Annotated in this window: 18 protein-coding genes and 1 pseudogene; 8 read left to right on the forward strand and 11 right to left on the reverse strand. The window is 65.3% G+C overall.

Annotation, left to right across the window (positions count from 1 at the left end; translation table 11 throughout):
- Positions 1–102: 102 nt before the first annotated feature.
- Genes ACSC1W_RS14885 through ACSC1W_RS14895 form a run of 3 tightly spaced genes read right to left on the reverse strand, consistent with a single transcriptional unit; the run spans position 103 to position 1,996 of the window.
- On the reverse strand, positions 103–957 hold the full coding sequence (locus ACSC1W_RS14885; RefSeq protein ID WP_435348327.1) for an OapC/ArvC family zinc-ribbon domain-containing protein: 855 nt from the start codon (positions 955–957) through the stop codon (positions 103–105).
- Complete coding sequence (locus ACSC1W_RS14890) at positions 957–1,343, reverse strand: DUF2073 domain-containing protein (RefSeq protein WP_435348328.1); 387 nt, start codon at positions 1,341–1,343, stop codon at positions 957–959. The genes ACSC1W_RS14885 and ACSC1W_RS14890 overlap by 1 nt, the downstream gene beginning before the upstream one ends.
- Positions 1,344–1,348: 5 nt before the next feature.
- Positions 1,349–1,996, reverse strand: coding sequence for an Era-like GTP-binding protein (locus ACSC1W_RS14895; RefSeq protein WP_435348329.1), 648 nt, complete (start codon positions 1,994–1,996; stop codon positions 1,349–1,351).
- Between the two features lie 2,039 nt (positions 1,997–4,035).
- Here ACSC1W_RS14895 and ACSC1W_RS14900 point away from each other — a divergent pair.
- A complete protein-coding gene (locus ACSC1W_RS14900; protein WP_435348330.1) occupies positions 4,036–5,607 on the forward strand; it encodes a Cdc6/Cdc18 family protein in 1,572 nt (523 codons plus the stop codon).
- Positions 5,608–5,712: 105 nt separating this feature from the next.
- On the opposite strand, the gene ACSC1W_RS14905 is transcribed toward ACSC1W_RS14900, so the two are convergent.
- Entirely contained in the window at positions 5,713–6,639 is a 927-nt protein-coding gene (locus ACSC1W_RS14905; protein ID WP_435348331.1) for a S24/S26 family peptidase, read from the reverse strand.
- A 186-nt stretch (positions 6,640–6,825) separates the two neighbouring features.
- On the opposite strand from ACSC1W_RS14905, the gene ACSC1W_RS14910 reads away from it, so the two are divergent.
- Positions 6,826–8,451, forward strand: coding sequence for a DNA-directed DNA polymerase II small subunit (locus tag ACSC1W_RS14910; RefSeq protein WP_435348332.1), 1,626 nt, complete (start codon positions 6,826–6,828; stop codon positions 8,449–8,451).
- A gap of 27 nt (positions 8,452–8,478) precedes the next feature.
- On the opposite strand, the gene ACSC1W_RS14915 is transcribed toward ACSC1W_RS14910, so the two are convergent.
- Entirely contained in the window at positions 8,479–8,916 is a 438-nt protein-coding gene (locus ACSC1W_RS14915; RefSeq protein WP_435348333.1) for a hypothetical protein, read from the reverse strand.
- Positions 8,917–9,141: 225 nt separating this feature from the next.
- Here ACSC1W_RS14915 and ACSC1W_RS14920 point away from each other — a divergent pair, with 225 nt between their 5' ends.
- A complete protein-coding gene (locus tag ACSC1W_RS14920; RefSeq protein WP_435348334.1) occupies positions 9,142–10,320 on the forward strand; it encodes an aspartate kinase in 1,179 nt (392 codons plus the stop codon).
- 155 nt (positions 10,321–10,475) lie between these two features.
- The gene (locus ACSC1W_RS14925) at positions 10,476–11,816 is read left to right on the forward strand and encodes a tryptophanase (RefSeq protein WP_435348335.1); all 1,341 of its coding nucleotides are present in this window, start codon (positions 10,476–10,478) and stop codon (positions 11,814–11,816) included.
- Positions 11,817–11,866: 50 nt separating this feature from the next.
- Here ACSC1W_RS14925 and ACSC1W_RS14930 read toward each other — a convergent pair whose 3' ends face one another.
- The 4 genes from ACSC1W_RS14930 to ACSC1W_RS14945 all read right to left on the reverse strand — a co-directional run bounded on the left by ACSC1W_RS14930 (position 11,867) and on the right by ACSC1W_RS14945 (position 14,476).
- Complete coding sequence (locus tag ACSC1W_RS14930; RefSeq protein WP_435348336.1) at positions 11,867–12,526, reverse strand: metallophosphoesterase family protein; 660 nt, start codon at positions 12,524–12,526, stop codon at positions 11,867–11,869.
- Between the two features lie 62 nt (positions 12,527–12,588).
- Positions 12,589–12,978 (reverse strand): DUF7344 domain-containing protein, encoded by a 390-nt coding sequence (locus ACSC1W_RS14935; RefSeq protein WP_435348337.1) that lies wholly within the window; start codon positions 12,976–12,978, stop codon positions 12,589–12,591.
- 134 nt (positions 12,979–13,112) lie between these two features.
- The gene (locus tag ACSC1W_RS14940; RefSeq protein WP_435348338.1) at positions 13,113–13,688 is read right to left on the reverse strand and encodes an IMP cyclohydrolase; all 576 of its coding nucleotides are present in this window, start codon (positions 13,686–13,688) and stop codon (positions 13,113–13,115) included.
- Positions 13,689–13,741: 53 nt separating this feature from the next.
- Entirely contained in the window at positions 13,742–14,476 is a 735-nt protein-coding gene (locus tag ACSC1W_RS14945; RefSeq protein ID WP_435348339.1) for a helix-turn-helix domain-containing protein, read from the reverse strand.
- An 86-nt stretch (positions 14,477–14,562) separates the two neighbouring features.
- On the opposite strand from ACSC1W_RS14945, the gene ACSC1W_RS14950 reads away from it, so the two are divergent.
- From ACSC1W_RS14950 to ACSC1W_RS14960, 3 genes are all read left to right on the forward strand, one after another.
- Complete coding sequence (locus tag ACSC1W_RS14950) at positions 14,563–15,852, forward strand: MFS transporter (RefSeq protein ID WP_435348341.1); 1,290 nt, start codon at positions 14,563–14,565, stop codon at positions 15,850–15,852.
- Positions 15,853–15,985: 133 nt separating this feature from the next.
- Positions 15,986–16,414: a universal stress protein gene (locus ACSC1W_RS14955; RefSeq protein ID WP_435348342.1), complete on the forward strand. Its 429-nt coding sequence runs from the start codon at positions 15,986–15,988 to the stop codon at positions 16,412–16,414.
- 163 nt (positions 16,415–16,577) lie between these two features.
- Positions 16,578–17,405 carry a ZIP family metal transporter gene (locus tag ACSC1W_RS14960; protein WP_435348343.1) on the forward strand — a complete coding sequence of 276 codons (828 nt, stop codon included), beginning with the start codon at positions 16,578–16,580 and terminating at the stop codon, positions 17,403–17,405.
- Between the two features lie 45 nt (positions 17,406–17,450).
- On the opposite strand, the gene ACSC1W_RS14965 is transcribed toward ACSC1W_RS14960, so the two are convergent.
- Positions 17,451–18,674: an RNA-guided endonuclease InsQ/TnpB family protein gene (locus ACSC1W_RS14965; RefSeq protein ID WP_435348344.1), complete on the reverse strand. Its 1,224-nt coding sequence runs from the start codon at positions 18,672–18,674 to the stop codon at positions 17,451–17,453.
- Positions 18,675–18,843: 169 nt separating this feature from the next.
- Between ACSC1W_RS14965 and ACSC1W_RS14970 the strand changes: the two genes are divergently transcribed.
- A complete protein-coding gene (locus ACSC1W_RS14970) occupies positions 18,844–19,266 on the forward strand; it encodes a universal stress protein (protein ID WP_435348345.1) in 423 nt (140 codons plus the stop codon).
- 48 nt (positions 19,267–19,314) lie between these two features.
- On the opposite strand, the pseudogene ACSC1W_RS14975 reads toward ACSC1W_RS14970, so the two are convergent.
- Positions 19,315–19,471, reverse strand: a pseudogene (locus tag ACSC1W_RS14975) (IS200/IS605 family transposon protein TnpB); the annotation flags it as partial.

Raw genomic sequence — 19,471 nt, forward strand, 5'->3', positions numbered from 1 at the left:
TTTGGGTAACGGTTCCCACGGCCCGTTCGAGTAGTTGTTTCGGGAGTGTCTCGCGGGTTCGAGACGAAGTAGACGAAGTGGACCAGCCGAATCGGGTCAGGCTCAGTCCCCTCCGCGCCAGGAGTCGGGCACGTCGATGACGTAGCGGCCGTCCTCGCGGAGGGAGATGATGTACTCCTCGCGGTCGTACAGTTCCATCAGGTTCAGTTCGTACTGGCCGGGGTTGAGGATCTTGATGCTCTCGAACTGCTCGTTCAACTCCTCGCGGAGTTCGTCGAGGTCCGGTCGGTCCTCGATCTTCGTGTCGGTGGGGTCCGCAGCCTCGTGTCGGTCGGCCGACGACTCCATCGACTGCTCGGGGGTCCCAGGGCCGCCGGTGGACGGTGCCCGTCGCTCTCGCTCGTCGGTCGGCGTCCGTGCCGACTGACTCCCAGCCGGCGCGTCCGTGTCGGCCGACCGGTCCGGAAGTTCGTCGGGCGCGACCACGTCCGAACGGGCGTTCGCCTGGGCAGTGTCCTCGTCGGCAGGGGGTCTCCCAATCGACCCACCAGCGTCGCCCCGATTCGCGTCCCGGCCAGCACCTTGCTCCGCCGTCCCTGCACTGCCACCGACGGTCGCCTGCGCCGATGCGTCGGCGTCCGCACGCGCTGCTGCCTTCTCTGCCGGCGTCTCGTAGTCCTCGGTTCCCGACTTCGGCCACTGGCCGGGGTCGGTCCCCGACGGTGAGTCGTCGCGACTACTGACCCAGTCGCGGACCGTCGCCGTGGCCTTGCTCACAGCACCGGCCGAGGAACTCCGGGTCGGCGGTTCGCCCGTCGCGTTCTCCTCGACGGAGTGGTCGACGGCGTCTGCGGGGATGAACTGGAACTTGTTGCCGCCACAGTCCGGACACCCCGACAGCATCTCCTTCGACCCGTCCTCGAACGTTCGACCGCAATCGGTACACTGGTGCGGCATTATTTCCGGGACACGAGGGCGCTGATGAGTGTTTCGTCCTTGTGCAGGGTCTCGATCTGGTTCGCCGGTCCGATGACCGTCAGTTTCGCGGTCTCCTCACGACCCAGGATGCGGTCGAGGATGCTCACGTCGTTCGACTGCGAGCGTGGGTACGTCTCGATCTCGATGCCGTTGAACTCGTCGGGGTTGATCTCGGTCATCGTGACCTCGATGAGCTTCGACTCCTCGTTGGGGGAGAGTCCCTCCTCGAGAACGACGATGTTCCCGTCGCGGACCCCGTCGAGTATCATCCGGATCTTCTCCATGCTCGCGAGGTTCTCCATGCGTCGCCCGCTGATGAGGTCTATCTGAACGCCGACACCGTCTGAGGTTTTTGCTTCCGGCATCGGAATCACCCAAAGTAGTCCGCAATCTTGTCGTAGACCTCGTCCATGTTGTCACCCTCGAGGGCGGACAGTGGAACGGTCTCGTGCTGCGGGAACGCGTCGTCGATACGTTTCGTGCTCGAATCTTCGAGGTCTATCTTGTTCGAGAAGATGAGCACCGGGAGGTCCCGCGACTCGATGATGCCGATGAGCATCGTGTTCACCTGCGTGAACGGGTCCTCCGTACTGTCCAGCACGTAGACGACGCCGTCGACGTCCTCTCGAAGCCAGTGCATGGCCTCGGCGACGCCCTCCGTGGCCTCGCGAGAGCGACGGACGGCCTCGTCCTTGTCGAAATCCTCGTAGTCGAGGAACTCTTCGTAATCGACCTTCGTCGTCACGCCGGGCGTGTCGACGATGTCGATGTTCACCGTACTCCCGTTCCGTTCGATCTCGACGTTCTCCTTCCGACGTGCCCGCCTGGTCTCGTGTGGGACGTGGCTCTCCGGGCCGACCGCGTCCCCGGTCCAGTCCCTGGCAATCCGGTTCGCCAGCGTGGTCTTTCCGGCGTTCGGGGGCCCGTAGATACCGATCCGCCGGTGCTGCTCGTCCTCTGTGAACAGGGCTTCTCGTACGCGCTGAAGGCTATCTTTGAGTCCTGAAATGAGTCCCATCCTATTCTATCCTCCCACACGCGCACCGAGTGGCCGGCGATTCACGTGCGTCTGGCCATAGTACCGAACCGAACTCACTTAAGCGTACGTCAGACACACTTAAGTGAAGGTCGAATATATCGGGAATCGTACCACGATTCGGTCCAATCTCCAGTGGAAACATTGGGGGAGAACGACTGCGTCGTGCTTCCGCTTGTAGCTTCTGGCCGTTCGTTCCACCACGTCGATAGTCCGGTGTGTCACTACACCGAACGGCCAGTTCGCTACGTCGGTTACCTGGAGGGACGACTTCCGAATCGGCCGTCCTGGAAGTACGAACGTACTGACGCGCATTCGAAGCAGACGAGACGCGAAGCTGGGTGAGCGAACGTCAGAGGGTGTGCTGTTCGAGGAATACTGTTCGAGGAGTACTGTTCGAGGAGTACTGTTCGAGGAGTACTATTCGAGGTGAAACGAAGGGGTTGCGGCTGAGTCGAGGTGATTCTCGGTGGCGTTGGAGTGGTTCTCGGCGGCGTCGAGGCGGTCCTGGGTAGCGTCGAGGTGATCCCCCTCACTCGTCGACGTTCGCTACGGAGTGGCGTGGTCGATTTCGACTCGGTCCCGTCTTCGGAAGAGAGGTGCTTCGTCGCGAATCGTCGTAATCCACTCGGGTCGTGATTCATTCGGCTGTCGTGATTCACCCAGCTACCGTGGCCGATCAGCCGTGGTGGTCTCTCGACCGTCGAACTGTTCGGTTGCTCGGACCGGGAACCGTACCCCGTCTGCTCGTGCCCGGTGGGTTCGACCGACTGCCGAGGCGGTTCCATGGAGCCGAAACGACCCCTCCCGTAGAATCGAAGCGGTTCCACGGACCCCGGATGAGATGGGCTAGCAACCGTCTAGCCCCTCCCCCACCCCTTCGTTTCAACTGGAGCGGGCGGGGGTGTGGGTGGGGGTCGGTGGAACCGGACGGTTTCCTGCTAGAATCACTAGAAGAAACGCGCCACGTCTAGATTAACATATAACTAGCAACTAGAACAATTTGATATTACTCTGTCTTACGGTTATTGTTTGAGCGGAGGGGTAATAAAGATTCCCGTCGCTAGAACCACGCCACCCCCACCCCACCCTCCACACCGTTCCACCCGAAACGAAGGGGTGGGGGGGTCCACCGTCTACTGACAACATCTCACACGGCACCCACACATCGACCATCATCGTGCCACTCCACCCGGTTCTACCGCCACGAGAACCATCGTCTCTGGCCACCTCCCCCTTACTTCGTGTCCAGCACCGTCGATACGGAGGTCGAAGTGGGGTCGCCGAACCCCATCGCTTCGGGTGCACGCAGTCGTGGTAGTTCGAGTCTGTCGGCTCGATTCAGTCAGCTCGAGCCCGTCCAGTTCGAGTCTCTCCCATTCGGAAACCGAGCCCGTCCGGCTGGCTCTGGTCAGGGCTGTCACGGTGACCCGATCTCGCGTTCCCGTCTCCGTCGAAACAGGTCGAGGGCCCCTCGACGCTCCCGGTCGGTCGGTCCGACGGAGGTTTCCCATCCCCGGCCGTGCTAGCACGGGACGTGATTGACAGTCGGTGGTCACACTGGAACAACAGTCACAGACCAGAACAGCATTCTCAGACCAGAACAGCGGTCACGGACCACGTGGCTGCCGTGCTGGACGTAACGGCCTCGCTCTCGTATGTACCCGAACGACCTCGCTCACTCCCGTAGAGACTCCCGCAGTTCCACCGAACTCCGAGAACCACCGAATCCAGTCGTACGGAAGACGACATCTGGCTACTGACGACCGGCCAGACGCTGTCGAGATGAAACGTGCGTGTGTTCGCACGAGGGAGAGGAGTTTCGTCGATGTCACGTCCGATAGACGGCTGTCTCAGGCGCTCTAGCGCCTTTCTTTCCCGGGTCGTATCACTGAACGCCATCGCGGAAGAGTAACTATTAATAGCCTTGTCTTCATCTGGTTCGTTTGCATCAACTGGACGGGTCAACGCCAGGTCGGTCGCGAGATGGCCGATTTTTTGGCGGTTACGCGTCCGTTAACATGGGTCTCCGTTTCGGTTTCCAGTCGAAACGGAGGGGGTACACTGAATCGATGTCTGATAACGAAGACGCGGACACGGACGCGACTCGGCATAGCCTACGTGCCGACGGAGAGAGTTCGCGGGATTTCAGCGTCGACCTCGACGACGTGGTCCTCGACGAGGACGACGCGGACGAAGCGTCGCAGGGGTTGTTCGACGACCTCATGAGCGGCGAGCCGATCTTCGAGAACAAGGAGGTCCTCCGCCCGTCCTACACACCGCACGAACTGCCGCATCGCAAGGAACAGATAAACAAGATGGCGACCATCCTGGTCGCCGCGTTGCGCGGGGAGACGCCGTCTAACATCCTCATCTACGGGAAGACCGGGACGGGAAAGACCGCCAGCGCGAAGTTCGTCTCGAACGAACTCGAGAGCACGTCCCAGAAGTACGAGGTGCCGTGTTCCGTCGAGTACATCAACTGCGAGGTGACCGACACCCAGTATCGGGTGCTGGCCCAGCTCGCGAACAAGTTCATCGACGAGAACGAGGCGTTCATCGAGGACCGTCTCGACGAACTCGGTGCCCTCCTCGACGCCGCGACCGGTGACGGGTCGACCGCAGAGGCCCTGGCCGGGACCGAGTTCGACTCGCCCGCGGGCGTCCGCGAGCGCATCGAAGAACTCGAGGCCGACGCCGACGAGTTCGAGGACGTCCCGATGACCGGGTGGCCGACCGACCGCGTCTACAGCGTCTTCTTCGACGCCGTCGACTACGAGGAACGCGTCGTCGTCATCATGCTGGACGAGATAGACAAACTCGTCGAGAAGTCCGGCGACGATACCCTCTACAACCTCTCGCGGATGAACTCGGAACTGGAGAACTCGCGGGTCTCCATCATGGGTATCTCGAACGACCTGAAGTTCACCGACTTCCTCGACCCCCGCGTCAAGTCCAGCCTCGGCGAGGAGGAGATCGTCTTCCCGCCCTACGACGCGAACCAGTTGCGGGACATCCTCCAGCACCGCGCCGACGTCGCGTTCGAACCCGATGCGCTCACCGAGGACGTCATCCCGCTGTGTGCGGCCTTCGCGGCGCAGGAACACGGCGACGCGCGCCGCGCGCTCGACCTGTTACGCACGGCCGGCGAACTCGCGGAGCGCTCGCAGTCCGAACTGGTCGACGAGGATCACGTCAGGAAGGCCCAGGACAAGATCGAACTCGACCGCGTCGTCGAGGTGGTGCGGACGCTCCCGACGCAGTCGAAACTCGTCCTGTTCGCCATCATCCTCCTGGAGAAGAACGGCGTCCGCAACATCAACACCGGCGAGGTGTTCAACATCTACAAGCGTCTCTGCGAGGAGATCGACGCCGACGTCCTGACCCAGCGTCGCGTCACGGACCTCATCTCCGAACTCGACATGCTCGGCATCGTCAACGCCGTCGTCGTCTCGAAGGGTCGGTACGGCCGGACGAAGGAGATCTCGCTGTCGGTCCCGATCGAGGAGACGGAGGCCGTCCTCCTGAGCGACTCCCGACTCGGGGACATCGAGGACGTCCAGCCGTTCGTCCAGGCCAGGTTCGACAAGTAGCGGGAGTCGACAGGTAGCGGGAGTCGACAGGTAGCGGGAGTCGACGACCATCCTCGGATTCGAATGCACGAGGAGTGGAATCGACGGACGCTACCGGGACCGGTCTCAGAGGAGGCCACGCCGTCGCGAGACGACGACGCCGACGCCCGCAGTCACGAGTCCGAGCTGCAGTCGTAGGGCCTCGATGCCGACGGGACCGGTGGTGGCGAGCACCGTCGCGAACTTCGCGAACTGGAGGCGTATCCACCCGAGCAGCGGGATTCGGACCTTGGCTTTCCCCTGAATCCACTCCGGTTTGACGGTGCTACTCTGCGAACCGACCTGGTCGTAGTACTGGTTGTTGTCGCCTTTCGTGATGAACCCGTCGTAGGGGGCGGGACAGGCGTCGTTGCTCACCTCGCGGCAGGAGTCGGTCCCCTCGCGGAGGTAGTCCGGGTTCGCCCGGTCGTACCAGTTCTCGCCCTCCTCGACGTAGAACATCGCGCGGTGTATTATCGGCGTCCTGGCCTGGCTGCCGTCCGGCTGGTAGATGACGACGTTGCCGTAGTCACCGAAACTCCAGTATCCGGTCGTCGCTTCGGCCCTCTCGTGGGTCACCACGCCGGTCCCCTCGATCGCTGCGGCGGACGTGAACCTGTCCTCGTCGACGATGAACACGAGGTCGTTCTTGTGCATGTGTGGCTCCATGCTCCCGCTCTCGACGGCGACGAGGGGCGGCCAGATACCGCTGACCGCGAACAGCACGAGGCCGATGACGACGACGGTGGCGACGCTGCTCGTCACGTCCCTGATGGTGACGACGAGCGAGTCGTCGGTGTTGAAGAACCAGTCGATGGGGCCGTCGAACTCCCCTGACCCGTCGGCGGCGCCGGAAACTGGTGGACCGTCCGGTCGGCCGGTCCGTCCGTCACCGGTCCGGGTCGAGTGGACGTCACCGGAAACGGCTCCCCCGTTCGGCGTTCTGGCCGAACTCTGCGATGCGTCGGCGTCGCTGGGGACGCCCGACTCGTCGTCGGTACCGGGTCCGGTCATCTGAGCGACGGTTAGGTGGCCCTCCCAATCAACCTTCTGTTGGACGGTGGCCGGAGGTCGACCGCCACGGTCGGTCGTTTCGGCACGCCACGGTCGGCCGATTCGGAATGCCTCGGGCGGTCATTTCGGCACGCCACGGTCGGTCGTTTCGGCACGCTTTTGACCGGGCGAGTGGTGGGACGTGATGTGCCACAGGAGGCCCCCGCCCGCATCGTCAGCGAACTCGCGAGCAGGGGGTACAACGCCGAACGAGAGGCCGTGACGCTCATCGCCGCGGCCGAGGACCCCGCCGCGACGCTCGCTGCCGTCGTCGACGCGAAACCGGACGGTGCGCTGAAGGTGACGGCCGCCGACGTCCGCGACGTTCGCGACCGCGACGGCGGCAGGACGGGCCGGGAAGACGGTCGTGGGAGCGGTGAGACACGGGGAGAACCCGGTGATGACGGGGCGACGTGGGGAGGTGAAGTCGACGTCGATACCTCCGCGCCGAACCCCTCTGTTTCGACTGGAACCGAGGGCACCCGAACCGATTCGACTGGACGCGATACCGCCGCCGAATCTCCAGTCGAAACGAAGGGGTCGTTCGGGCGGTCGGTCGACCCCGAACTGCAGTCCGTCAGCATCGACGGAGACATGACCGGCCGGAGCACCGGAACCGGCGAGTACAGCGACTTCGTCAAGGTGTTCCGGGACCGCTACGACAAACTCGGGGGCAAGCTACGGGGCCGGGTCAACCACCGGCCGACCGACGCCATCGCCACCATGCCGGGTGGAAGCGAGGTGGCGCTCGTCGGCATGGTCAACGACGTCCGGTCGACCGCCTCGGGCCACTGGCTGGTCGAACTCGAGGACACGAAAGGAACGTTCCCCTGTCTCGTCATGAAGGACCGGGACATCGCCGGCATGGTCGAGGAACTCCTGTTCGACGAGGTGATCGCCGTCGAGGGGACCCTCTCGGACGACGCCGGCATCGTCTTCGTCGACACGATGCACTTCCCCGACGTCCCCCGGACGTACGAACCCTCCTACGCCGACCGGCACGTGCAGGCGGCGCTCATCTCGGACGTCCACGTCGGCAGTCAGGAGTTCATGGCCGAGGAGTGGGACCTGTTCACCGACTGGCTGTCCACGGCAGAGGCCGAACACGTCGAGTACCTGCTCATCGCCGGCGACATGGTCGAGGGCGTAGGCGTCTACCCCAACCAGGACGAGGAACTCGACGTGGTCGACATATACGACCAGTACGAGACGTTCAACGAGAAGCTCAAGCAGGTTCCCGGGGACCTCGAGATCGTCATGATTCCGGGCAACCACGACGCGGTCCGACTCGCGGAACCGCAACCCGGGTTCGACGAGGAACTCAGGGACATCATGTCGGCTCACGACCCACGCATCGTCAGCAACCCCTCGACGGTCACCATCGACGGCGTCTCCGTGCTGCTGTACCACGGCGTCTCCCTGGACGAGGTCATCGCCGAGACGCCGGAAGACACCGCGAGCTACGACGAACCGCACAGGGCAATGTACCAGCTCCTCAAGAAGCGCCACGTCGCGCCCCAGTACGGCGGCCACACCCGACTCGCCCCCGAGGAGGAGGACTACCTCGTCATCGAGGACGTCCCGGACATCTTCCACACGGGACACGTCCACAAGCTCGGCTTCGGCAAGTACCACAACGTCCTCGCCATCAACTCCGGGTGCTGGCAGAGCCAGACCGACTTCCAGAAGTCAGTGAACATCGACCCCGACGCCGGGTTCGCACCGATCGTCGACCTGGACACGCTGGACGTGACCGTCAGAAAGTTCTCCTGACCTCGCAGGTGCGGTCCGGTCGCGGCGTCAATCGCCAGTCACGTACCGGTAGCGGACGGTCTGCTGGCGGTCGAACCGGGGGCCCGGGCCGTCCTTCTCGAACCCGACGCGTTCGGCGGCGACCGCCGCTGGATCGCTCGGGTCGGTCACGAGCAGTTCCACGTCCATCCCCTCGGTCCGTGCGAACCCGACGGGTGCCGCGAGCAGTCGCTCGCAGGCGTCGGCCGTCCCGTCGAGCTGGGTGACGTAGACGACGTCGGTGGCCGCGTCGAAGCTGACGAACCCGAGCAGTTCCGGCACCTCGGGGTCCTCGACGTCGGCGTTGGGGTCGGCGATGGTCGGGTCCTCGGTCGCCGCGACCTGTACCGTCCGGTCGTGGATGAGGTTGCGCATCACGTCGACCGGGGTGTCCGCGATGGCCGCCATCGCTGGCGCGTCGGCCTCGACCGCCTCACGCACGTACATCGCGGGTACGTTCGTCCCACGACCGTATAAAACCGCCGCGCCGACACGCCGGCGGGCGACCTGACGGCTGGCTGGAACGACACGACCGGAGACGCCGCATGCCAACGTTCCCGGAGGCCGGCAGGTATTTCCCCGGAGGGACATAGTTATGGCGGCGACCCGGCTACGTGGGGGCATGAGTGACGTACATCGCCACGTAGCCGACCACGCGGCCGGGGTGACCGGATGCGCGTAGTCGCCAAGTTCGGTGGCACGAGTCTCGGAAGCGGTGACCGGATCAACAGGGCCGCCGACTCGGTCGCCAACGCCGTCCGCGAAGGACACGAGATAGCCGTCGTCGCGAGCGCCATGGGCAACACGACGGACGAACTGCTCGAAGACATCACCTTCGAGGCCGACGAGGCCGACCGGGCCGAGATCGTCAGCATGGGCGAACGCACGTCGGTCCGGATGCTCAAGGCCGCCCTGGCCGCCCGGGGCATCGACGCCTTGTTCCTCGAACCCGGCCACCCGCAGTGGCCCGTCATCACCGACGAACGCGGCGAGGTCGACGTCGAGGAGACCACGCGACGGGCGAAGGCCCTCGCCGCCGAACTCGACCACGTCGTCCCGGTCATCACGGGGTTCCTCGCCGAGACGCACGACGGTACGGTCACGACGCTCGGGCGCGGCGGGAGCGACACGACCGCGGTCATGCTCGGGAGGTACATGGACGCCGACGAGGTCGTCATCGTCACCGACGTCGAGGGCGTGATGACCGGCGACCCCCACGTCGTCGAGGGTGCCCGGAACGTCGGCCAGATATCCGTCGACGAACTGCGGAACCTCTCGTTCCGCGGTGCCGAGGTGGTCGCGCCGTCGGCCCTGTCGTACAAGGACGACGAACTCGACGTCCGCGTCGTCCACTACCAGCACGGCGACCTGCTCTCGGGCGGGACCCAGATAACCGGCGAGTTCAAGCACCTCGTCGACCTCCGGGAGGAACCGCTGGCCTGCCTCACCGTCGCCGGGCGGGCCATCCGCAACCAGGCCGGCGTGTTCCACCGCCTCTCCCAGTCGCTGGCGGAGTCCGGCATCAACGTCGACGCCGTCGCCAGCGGGATGGACTCGGTGACCTTCTACGTCGACGTCGACGAGGCAGAGCGCGCCGAGAACATCCTCCACCGCGAGGTCATCGACGACGAGATGCTCTCGTCGGTCACCGTCGAGGACGACATCGCGGTCGTCCGGGTCACCGGTGGGGAACTCCCGAACCAGCCCGGAATCATCGCCGAGATCGTCGCGCCGATGGCCGAGGCCGGCATCAACATCCACGACCTCATCACGTCGGCGACGAGCGTCGCCATCTTCGTCGCCTGGGGGGACCGCGAGCAGACCCTGGAGATACTGCAGCAACTCTACTGACCGGTCCACCGGTTCGTGTCCCGACCCGTCCGCCGGTTCGCCCCGTTCGAACCCGCGTCGCGATGCACTGATTCGTACACTCGGTCGACCTTCTGTCGGCTGATTCCCAGAGAGCGCCACCTAGGACTTTCACGGTTTCGGGCCTAGGGACGGCCGTGACGACCTACAAGTCGAAGATGGTCGAGCGCATCTACCTCCCCGCACGGGAGGAGCGTTCCGCCAACCTCGAAGCCGCTGGTTACAACGTGTTCAATCTCGACTCCGACGACGTCTTCGTCGACCTGCTGACCGACTCCGGCACCGGGACGATGAGCGACGAACAGTGGGCGGCACTCGTCCGGGGAGACGAGTCCTACGCCGGCAGTTCGAGCTTCAGGAACCTCGAAGCCGCCGTCGCCGACGTGATGGGCTTCGAGTACGTCGTTCCGGCACACCAGGGCCGGGGCGCAGAGAACGTCCTCTACGGGACCATCCTCGAGGAGGGCGACGTCGTCCCGAACAACACCCACTTCGACACGACGCGGGCACACGTCGCCAACCAGGGCGCAGAAGCCGTCGACTGTCCGGTTCCGGAGGCCCGCGAGTTCGACGCCGAGGGCGACTTCAAGGGCAACTTCTCGGTCGATGCCGCGAGGGCCGTCGTCGAGGAGTACGGTGCGGACCGTATCCCGGCGGTCATCCTGACCATCACGAACAACTCCGCGGCCGGCCAGCCGGTCAGCGTCGCGAACACCCGCGAGGTGCGCGAGTTCTGCGACGAGATAAACGCCACGTTCGTCGTCGACGCCTGCCGGTTCGCCGAGAACGCCTACTTCGTCGGCCAGCGCGAACCCGAGTTCGCCGACGCCAGCGTCGCAGAGATAGCCCGCGAACAGCTCTCCTACGCCGACGCGGTGGTCATGTCCGGCAAGAAGGACGGACTGGCGAACATCGGCGGCTTCGTCGCCTGCCGCGACGAGACCCTCTACGAGCACGCCAAGCAACGGGGCATCCTCTACGAGGGCTTCTCGACCTACGGCGGGATGGCCGGGCGCGACATCGAGGCGATGGCCGTGGGCCTTCGCGAGGCCGTCGAGGAGGCGTACGTCGCCGACCGCGTCGAGCAGGTACAGCAACTCGGCCACCTCCTCGCCGAGCGCGGCGTCCCCGTCTACGAACCCGTCGGCGGTCACGCCGTCTACCTCGACGCCGGCGCCTTCCTCCCGCAGGTCCCCGCCGAGGAGTTCCCCGGCCAGGCGCTCGCGTGCGAACTCTACCGCGAGGGCGGCGTCCGCTGCGTCGAACTCGGGAGTTTCGCGTTCCCCGACAGCGACCGGCCCGAACTCGTCCGGATGGCCGTCCCCCGTCGGACCTACCACAAGGAGCACATCGAGCACGTCGTCGACACCGTCGCCGCCGTCTGGGAGCGCCGCGACGAGGTCACCGGCCTCGAGATAGTCGAGGAACCCCCGATGAAGGAGATTCGCCACTTCTCGGCCGAACTCCGGCCGCTGTAGCCCCGGGGCGAACGCGTCGAAGGATGGCTGTAAGACGAGGTCCGACCGCGCTACCGGCCGAACTCGAGCCTCGTCGCCAGTCGTTCCGGCAGGCCGGCCTCGCGTATCTGGGTCTGCACGCGCTCGACGTCGTACTCGACGCGGCGTTCCTCCACGGTGCCGTCGTCGAGGTCGAGTATCGCGTACGCCGCCCGGGGGTCGCCGTCGCGGGGTTGGCCGACGCTGCCGGGGTTCAGCACGATGCCCTCGTCGAACGTCTCGTGGCCCTGGACGTGGGTGTGGCCGAGAATCAGCACCGACTCGCCGTGGAGCAGGGCGGGACCGAACTCGTTGGAGTACGTGTAGTGGTCCGGGTCGTCGGGATGTCCGTGGACGACCTTGACGTCGCCGTCGTGTGCCAGTCGCTCCGTGGGCAACGCCGAGAGCCAGTCGAACTGCGTTTCCGTGAGGTGGTCGCGACTGTACTCGATGCCCGCCTGGGCCACGTCGTTGAACCGGAACCCCGCGTTCCGGACGACCGCCCGGTCGTGGTTCCCCTCCACCGTCGGGACGTCGCGCTCCCGGAGTTCGTCGACGCACTCGCCGGGCGACGGGCCGTACCCGACGACGTCGCCGGCACAGAGTAACCCGTCCACCGTGGGCATGTCGTCGAGGACAGCGCGTAGCGCGACTGCGTTCCCGTGGACGTCCGAGATGACGCCGAACCGCATACCGGGGACCAGTGCGTCTGGCCCTATAACCCCCGCGCTTCGACCCGTTCCCTTCCCGCCAGTCAGCGGTCGACCGACGTGGACGTGCTCGCCGAACCGGCGTCGGTGCGCGCTTCGACCTGCTCCAGCAGCGACTCCACGTCGATGAAGTCGACGTCGACGAACCGCTCGTCGCCCCGGTACCGGAGCGACCCCTGTCTGGAGTCGTACTCCACGAGTCCCGCCTCGGTCAGTTTGGGGACGTGGGCGTGGTGGAGACGCACCTCGAGCTGCGTCCGGTCGGGCGTGTCTGCTCGCGTCTCGACACGACGAAGGAGTTCGTCGACGAGTTCGTCGACGCCGAACACGGACCGGTCGGCAGTGTGCATGTACGCACAGAGCTGGCGGCGCCGGGGGTCGCCCAGCGCGTCGAACAACCTGTCGAGTTGCTCCGTTGATACTGGGACGGGCATACCAAGTGAAAAGAACGTCTGACACAAAGAACACAGAGCAGGAATATACATGGTATTGATACCTCCCCACGAGGTCGCTATCCTGTCGACGAGCGATGCAACGGGGCGTGTGGCCGGGCGACGACAGTTAGTGACTACTCGTTGACAACCGATAGCTCGAAGCGGTCGCCGTCGCGGGCGACGCCGGCGGCGCAGACGGCGTGCTCGTACGGGGCGTCGAAGACGGCACGTGCCGCCGCGTCGGCGTCCGTGGCGTCGAAGTCGAACGGGGTCGGCGAGTCCTCCTCGTACGTGGCGACGAGCGTCGGTTCGGTCACTTCCTCGACGAGCAGTGCGTCGCGACGGACGGTGCCGATGAAGGCGGAGTCGTCGCCGACGACGCCCGCGATCCGTGGCGTGTCGTAGTCGTCCTTCTCGTAGTCCAGCGCCAGCAGGGCCGTCGCCAGTGCGTCCCGGGCCGGGTACCCCATCGCGAGTTTCTCCGCCACGGGGTCGACGTGCGACCCGTTACCCAGGACGGCACCCTCGTCGGTGACCCGGACGCAGTTGTACGAGACGTAGGGGTTGTCCGTCTCCGGGGCGTCCTCGGTCGGGCCGACGGTCAGCGTCTCCTCGTCGCGACGGGTGACTGCGCGGTTCGGGAACGAGCGAGAGGAGACGCGGTACGCACCGACGTCGGGACCGACGACCAGGAATCGTCCGATGTACATACACGGACGTGTGCATTTTGGCGGTATGAAGGCATCGATGTATGCACGAACTCTCAGTCGGCGCGCTGTTCGGACGTGCCCGACCGGTCGGCCTGCAGGGGGTTGGCCGCGGAGGTCGCGGTCAGCATCCGGAGGAACCGGCCAGCGTTCGTGAGGAGTTTGTTCTCGGCCTTGCGGAGGTGCTCCTCGAACGTCGACCGGGCGACGGACGTCGGTGCGGCGAGTTCCCGGAGCGACGTCTGTCGCGGCTGTTCGTAGTACCCGTTCTCGAGGGCCAACTGGAGCGCCGCCAGCTGTCGTGCGGTCAGGTCGTCGAACAGCTGGTCGACCGGTGCCAGCGTGGTGTGGGGGATTCGCTGTTCCTCGATGGCGGTCTTCGAGAGCACGTCGACGTCGCGGGCCCCGTCCAGGTCCCTGAGCAACGCCCCGACGTCGGCTTCGTCGAACGCGACGACGGTGTAGTGCTCCCAGCCGTGGCGGTGGACCGTCGGTGGCTGGTACAGGCAGTTGTGCTCCTCGAACCGGTCGACGATGGTGTCCTCGAGCGAACAGAGACAGGACTGCGTGACGACGTGCAGTCCGTCGTCGTCGACCGATTCGTGCAGGACGGTCCCGAGGTCGTCGATCTCGTCGCGGAGGTCGGCGGTCGGTGCGTCGGCCGCCGTTATCTCGAGCACCTGGCAGTCGCTCACGTACCACTCGCGAATCGTGATGTCCGGGTAGCGTTCGGAGAACTCCCGGTACGGACACTCGTGTCGCACCCGGAACGAGGCCTCGTACAGGCTCATACGAACCGAAACGGCTAGACGGGATTAACGGTGCCGGTCATGACCGGCAACACCTATATTCGGACGCTCCCGCTACGACGAACACGATGCGTACGACGACAGACCTCCGACAGGGCATCCGCGAACATCTCGGGCAGTTCTCGCTGCACGTCCTGCTGGTGTTCGCGACCGGCCTGACGCTGGGGTCCGAACGGACCGTCGTTCCCATCCTGGGCGAGAAGGTCCTCGGCGTCGAGTCGTTCCTGGTCATCGGGTCGTTCGTCGTCTCGTTCGGGTTCGTCAAGGCGCTCCTCAACCTCTACGCCGGCAAGTGGGGCGAGGCGTACGGGCGCAAGCCTGTGCTCGTCCTCGGGTGGCTCACGGCGCTGCCGATTCCGGTCATCCTCATCTACGCGCCGAACTGGGCCTGGATAACCGTCGGGAACGTCCTGCTGGGGGTCAACCAGGCGCTGACGTGGAGCATGGCCATCAACGCGAAGATAGACCTCGCCGGCCCGGACCAGCGCGGTCTGGCCGTCGGCATCGACGAGGCCTTCGGCTACACCGGCGTCGCCGTCGGTGCCGCAGTCACCGGCGCCATCGCCGCCCGGACGACGTTCCGACCGGAACCGTTCTACTTCCTCGCCGTCGTCGTGGTCTTCGCGTTCCTCGCCTCCATCTTCCTCGTCAGGGAGACGGTCCAGTACGCACGGGCCGAGGGCGACGACGACCACCACGACGCGAACCTGCCGTTCGGCGAGGTCCTGAGGCGGGCGACCTACGGCGACAGGACGCTGTTCGCGGCGGCACAGGCCGGCCACATCGAGAACTTCGTGGACACGCTGTTCTGGATCGCGGTCCCGCTCTATCTCACGAGTCAGGACCTCGGCATCGACGCCGTGGGCGTCGTCGTCGGCGTCCACAGCGCGATGTACTTCCTCCAGGTCGGGACCGGTGGACTCGCAGACCGCATCGGGCGACGCACACCCGTCGTCGTGGGGATGTTCGTCGCCGGGGCCGGCGTCCTCGGGATGGTGCTGGTCGACGGGTACCTCCCGTGGGCCGTCATGGCCGCCGTCTCCGGACTGGGGATGGCGCTGCTCTACCCGAACCTGATGACCGTCCCCGGCGACGCGGCCCACCCGTCGTGGCGGTCGGCCGGGATGGGGGTCTACCGGATGTGGCGGGACTCCGGCTACGGCGTCGGCGCCATCGTCATCGGCCTCTCGATGGAGTTCGTCAGCCCGGTGGCCGCCTTCTACCTGACCGCGATTCTGATGTTCGTCTCCGGTGCCATCGTGTACCTCTGGATGGAGGAGACCCACCCGGAGTTCGGCACCCACGAACCGCCGGCACCGGCGTCGGACACGTCGTCCCGGCCGATTACCGACGACTGAGGTCGACGGTCGCACCCCCGCCGGGCGGTAGTGAACCCCTTCGTTTCCACTGCAACACTCCGCCGTGACGAGCGACGGACGCCCGGTCCGGTCGACACCACGCTCATGGGGAACGGCGACGAAGTACCACGTGATGGAAGCGCGGGTGCTCGTCCCCTTCGACGGGACACCGCTGTCGAAGCACGCCCTGGAGCACGCGATGGAGACCTTCCCCGACGCGGCGCTCACCACCATCTACGTCATCGACCCGATGGACTCGGTCATCGACGTCGAGGTGGGCGGACTCCCCGTCGCCGAAGAGTGGTACGAGAACGCCCAGGCGAGGGCGACCGACGTCCAGGCGATAGCGACCGAGCTGGCGGCGGAACGCGGACGCGAACTCGACACAGTCACGGCCGTCGGCCGGCCCGTACGGGAGGTGCTCGACTACGCCGACGAACGCGACGTCTCTCACATCGTCCTCGGGAGCCACGGACGAGAAGGGGTCGAACGCGCTCTCCTGGGAAGCGTCGCGGAGCGAGTGGTCCGCCGTGCACGGGTGCCCGTGACGGTCGTCCGGTGATGCGGTCGCTGCCAGGGACGGCGTCGCACCGCCGTCGACGAGCACCCGACGGGCGATGGGTCGCTCGGCCGGGGAGGCGCCGCCGGGAGGAACAACACCAATGTAGCAGGGCTTGCAACGCACGGTACATGCAGCCGAGTCCAGTTGTCGGGAGGTGCCGTCGGTGGTAGGCGACCTGTTCACGCAACTGTTCGGGACGAATCCCGTCGTCCACGGACTGGTCGGCGGGCTCGTCATCGCGTCGCTCAACCTCCTCGGCGCCTCGCTGGTGTTCGTCTGGCGGGACCCGACCGACCGGGCGATGGACGGTGCCCTCGGCTTCGCGGCCGGCGTGATGCTCGCTGCGAGTTTCACGAGCCTCATCATCCCCGGCATCGAGACGTACTCGAACGGCAACCCCATCCCGGTCCTGGTCGGGGTCGCCCTCGGCGCGCTCTTTCTCGACCGCTCGGACATGCTCGTCCCGCACGCACACTACCTGCTCTCCGGACGGCGGCGACGGGACGCGGCGAATCCAGCCGCCGACCTGCCGGTGGACGACGAGCGACTCACGGGCGTCGTCCTGTTCATCCTCGCCATCACGCTCCACAACATGCCCGAGGGACTCGCCGTCGGCGTGGGGTTCGGCAGTGGGGACCTCGGCACCGCCATCCCGCTCATGCTCGCCATCGGCATCCAGAACATCCCGGAGGGGTTCGCGGTGTCCGTGGCCGCCATCAACGCCGGACTGGACAGGCGCTTCTACGCCGTCTTCGCGGGACTTCGCTCGGGCGCCGTCGAGATACCGCTCGCGATACTCGGCGCGTACGCCGTCCAGACGGTGACCGCGTTGCTCCCCTACGCGATGGGGTTCGCCGCCGGGGCCATGCTGTTCGTCATCAGCGACGAGATCGTCCCGGAGACCCACGCGAGTGGCAACGAGCGCATCGCGACGCTCGGAACGATATTCGGCGCCATCGTGATGCTCTACCTCGACATCTCTCTCGGGTAAATCGCCTCGGGGTCAAGCCCCGAGGCTTTCGCGTGGACTCCCGTTCTATGCCTCAATAGAGGCAGGGGGGATGTACTCCCCACTCACGTTCAGCGTCCCGCGATTCAAGCGCACATCTACGGGTGCACCTCCGTCGCCTGCATTTTGCCTGCGACGGAGATACTGCAAGCCGATGTTCTTCGAGGCGTTGTAGTCGGCGTGGTTCTCGTACCCGCATTGCTGACACGCGAACGACTCTCGATGGCGATTGTCGTCGTGGGTAAACCCACAGGTCGAGCAACGCTTCGACGTATTGCGCGGGTCAACTTGCACGGCTTCGACGCCGTGTTCTTCGGCCTTGTATTCGACGTACTCGTAGAGGCGTCGGAACGCCCAGACGTGTTGCCACGTCGCCTCGGGAATATTCTCCCGAATGTGGGTCAAATCCTCGAACACGATGTGCGAACAACCGTGTTCGACGGCTTCCTCGATAAGTTCGTTCGCTACCGTGTGCAGGTGTATCTCGAACCGACCGTACTCTTTCTGTCCGACGATCTCGATGGTTTCGTGGGCGTGGCGCGAGCCACACTGCTGGAGCGACCCACGACGCTTCTCGTACTCCCGACGCCAGTGGTTGAACTCGTCTGCCGACCAGAATCGCCCCGTCGAAGCGATGGCGAGGTTGTTGACGCCCAAATCCACACCAAGGACTGTTCTGTGCTTGGACTCAGATTCGGATTCAGACGATTCGTCTTCTGCTTCGACTTTCCGCATCGAGGCGTGGAGATACCAGTCACCGTCGCGGTACTGGAGGTGGGCCATCCGAAACTCGAAGTCCCCGTCGGAGACGTACTTCGTCGGCGGTGTCTCCGAGTCGTCGGGGAGGATGTAGTCGCACTCGATCCGCCCGTCCACGGTCGAGAGGGAAACGTGGTCGCGGTGGAACGTCGCGCTTCGCTTGTCGTACACCGCGCTGTCTGCCGAGAAGTAGGGTTGTGACGTGTTCTCACCACGTTTGAGGCGTTCGACACCGCTCTTGATGGCTTCGACCGCCCTGCGAATCCCTTTCTGAACGAGATTCGCAGTCAGGTCGGTTTCGTCGCGGAGTCGGTCGTAGAGGGCGCGTTCGGCTCTGGCTTTGCAGGTGACGTGGTAGCCGTCGTCGCCGTGCCAGCACCACTCGCTTGCGGTGTTGGCGCAGTGTTTGAACTGCTCGACCGTCTCTCGAAGGGAGCCGTCGGCTCCGTCGGGAGTGTCGAGTTTGATGACGGCGGTACGACGGTATCCCACCTTATTTTCACGCATACGGCCGGCGTTACTTATACGTCGGGGGTCGGCCTGTCATCGTCGCGTGGGTTGTATCATCGGGTGTCGGCTTCCTCCCCGACCTCAAGGGTCGGGGCATCCCGCCTCGTACCGCCTGTGAACTGTTAACGCCCTCGGCGTCCAATCTAGGTCCATGTACGACGTCGTCCTCTTCCCGATAAACGCCTCGGAGGGTACGGAACGGGCGCGCGAGCACGCGCTCGAACTGGCCGCAGACCAGGGCGCGACCCTCCACGTCCTGCACGTCGTCGAGGTAGCGTCGCCCGGAGCGTCCCTCCACGACATGCTCGCCGAGAAACTGACCGAGCGCGGCCGGGAACTGGTCGACGCCGTCGCGGACGCGGCCCGGGAGCGCGGTATCGCGGTCGAAACCCACATTCGGGAGGGCGACCCCGCCCAGACCATCGTGGAGTACGCGGCGGAGGAAGGGGTCGACGTCATCGTGATGCCGACGCACGGCCGCCCCGAACTGACCAAAGCGATCGTCGGGAGCGTGACGGACAAGGTGATTCGCACGGGGGACGTCCCGGTCGTCGTCGTCAAAGTCGAGGATTGACATCCTCCCCGCGCTAAAGCGCGAGGATTCCTCCGTTGGGGGGTTCGGCTACCGACCCACGGAGGCAACTTGCGGGTTCGTGCGCGCTTCTTTGGGACTTTCATGAGGGTGTGGTTTCCCCGACCAATCGTGGTCGTCCCACTCGAATCGCACGGGCCGTGCCATCGGCCTGATTTCGCAACCGCTGTTTTCTCGAAGGAACGTC

Source organism: Haloarchaeobius marinus (genome assembly GCF_051207415.1).
Lineage (GTDB): Archaea > Halobacteriota > Halobacteria > Halobacteriales > Natrialbaceae > Haloarchaeobius.